Raw genomic sequence first — 1,831 nt, forward strand, 5'->3', positions numbered from 1 at the left:
TTGACAAAGTTTTCAAAATATAATATATTCTCATTACATAATAATATGTAGGAGGAGTTTATGAAGGATAAAATAAATGAGATACTTTTAAAAGATGAAAAGGTATCTTTAAGTAGAGTGGCAAAAGAGTTGGATGTTCCAATGATTGAGATTTTAAGAGAGGCCCCAACTGTAAGAAAATATGATGTTGAAAAAATAGATGGACTATTTGAAATTTTGAGGGGATGGGAAAAAGTATTTTTATTAGTTATTACTCCAGCATTTGTATTGGAGATTCAAGACAAATTTCCAAAAGGATTTTATGCACATGGATTTTTGAATTTTCATGATAAAGACTCAACAATAGGCGGACATTTAAGTGTTGGAAAGATAAAAGAGATTTTCTTGGTAAAAGATATTATGTTTGGAAGAGAGAGTTACTCAATAAAATTCTTTGGAGAGGATGAAAAGGAGATATTTGCAGTATACGTTCCAAGGGATGAGAAAAAAGAGTTGATTAAAGAGTGTTTAGAAAGTTTTAAAAATCTATAAAAAATAAAAGATAGGGAGGAGTTAAATTTAAACTCCTCCCTATTTTCCTTATCTATACTTAGAGATTATATCTAGTCCAAATTGAGTTGCTCTACTTAGGTCTAAGTGATCTGGATGGGATTTAGCGTCCTCCCATCTCTGTTTTCTTTCATCATTTGGAGCCATTCTATGATCTGATGGAAGAGTTGAAAACCAAGAGATAAGTTTTGGATCGATTGCTCCCTGGCAGAAATATCCACCAATAATATTGTTGTTATTGTTGTTTAATAGAGTTTCAATGTTGTGAATGCACTCTTTAGCGTGTTCAGAGTGTGGATATGCGCCCAGTGTAAAGAAGTATGCCACGTCTTTATCAAATATTTGCTGTGCTAGAGTCAACGCTGTTTGATCAAAGTTAGCTCTATCTATCCAACCCCCTATAAAAATTAGGTCATAGTTTAAGTCAACTATCTCTGAAATAGGTAAAAGATCAGCTGTTGGAATACTTTTATGAATAGCTTGAGCTATTTTTTCTGTATTCCCAGTTTTTGACGAATATGTTATAAGTATTTTCATAAAATTAAAATCCTCCCATTATTTTTGATTAAATTTAAACTCTTTATAAAAATATAGTTTTATTGTTTTATTATTTAAAGTTACAGGAGTCAATCTCCATTTATTTAGAGTTTTTTCAACTTCTTTTTGAAAGCCTAAACTATCTTTTTCATTATAAAATTTAATCTCCTCAATTTTCCCATTTAGACCTACAAGGAATCTCACTTTAATAGAAACCTCTTTATTATAGGAGATTCTTTTGGCAGCTAAAGGATACTCGGGGTCTGGTTGCTGTATAAATGAGTATTTAAGACCTTGAACTCCCTGGTTTTTAGCGGCAAACACCCCATGAGATAGTTCAATTAAATCACTATTATCGCTGGGTGCTGAACTATTATTTTGAGGTTGCTTAACAGTTTTATTAGGTTCAGTTTTTTTCTTTTCTAAAACTTTTTTAGGTTTTACAGGTTTTTTCTCCTCTTTTTTTATAACCTCCATCTTTTTCTCTTTAATCTCAGGTTCTTGTGCCTTTACCTCTGTCTTTTCCTCTATTACCTCTTTCACTTTCTCATCTATTTTTTCTTCCATAGTATTTTCTTGTTGTTCATCCTCTAAAGCTGATTCTTCAGACTCTTTCTCAAGAGAAGTCTGAACTGAATTGAAACTGACAGAAATAGAGGGGGAGGAAAAATCATTTCCAATATTATCCACTTCAAATCTCCTGTTCATATCTAGAGAAAATCCGAAAATAAAGATAAGTATATGT

At 31.6% G+C, this 1,831-nt stretch carries 3 protein-coding genes; 1 reads left to right on the forward strand and 2 read right to left on the reverse strand.

What is annotated here, in order from left to right; all coding sequences use genetic code 11:
* Window positions 1-60 precede the first annotated feature (60 nt).
* The gene (hutX, locus tag ACMOUI_RS07020) at window positions 61-531 is read left to right on the forward strand and encodes a heme utilization cystosolic carrier protein HutX (RefSeq protein ID WP_418965017.1); all 471 of its coding nucleotides are present in this window, start codon (window positions 61-63) and stop codon (window positions 529-531) included.
* Window positions 532-579: 48 nt separating this feature from the next.
* On the opposite strand, the gene ACMOUI_RS07025 is transcribed toward hutX, so the two are convergent.
* Entirely contained in the window at window positions 580-1,086 is a 507-nt protein-coding gene (locus ACMOUI_RS07025; protein ID WP_418965018.1) for a flavodoxin family protein, read from the reverse strand.
* A gap of 18 nt (window positions 1,087-1,104) precedes the next feature.
* Window positions 1,105-1,831: energy transducer TonB (locus ACMOUI_RS07030; RefSeq protein ID WP_418965019.1), on the reverse strand; the 727-nt coding region annotated here is incomplete at its 5' end.

The sequence above is a fragment of the Cetobacterium sp. genome, assembly GCF_048470075.1.
Lineage (GTDB): Bacteria > Fusobacteriota > Fusobacteriia > Fusobacteriales > Fusobacteriaceae > Cetobacterium_A.

Coding starts and splice junctions, on each gene's coding strand:
- hutX (WP_418965017.1), top strand. CDS start 61: ATGAAGGATAAAATAAATGAGATACTTTTAAAAGATGAAAAGGTATCT.
- ACMOUI_RS07025 (WP_418965018.1), bottom strand. CDS start 1,086: ATGAAAATACTTATAACATATTCGTCAAAAACTGGGAATACAGAAAAA.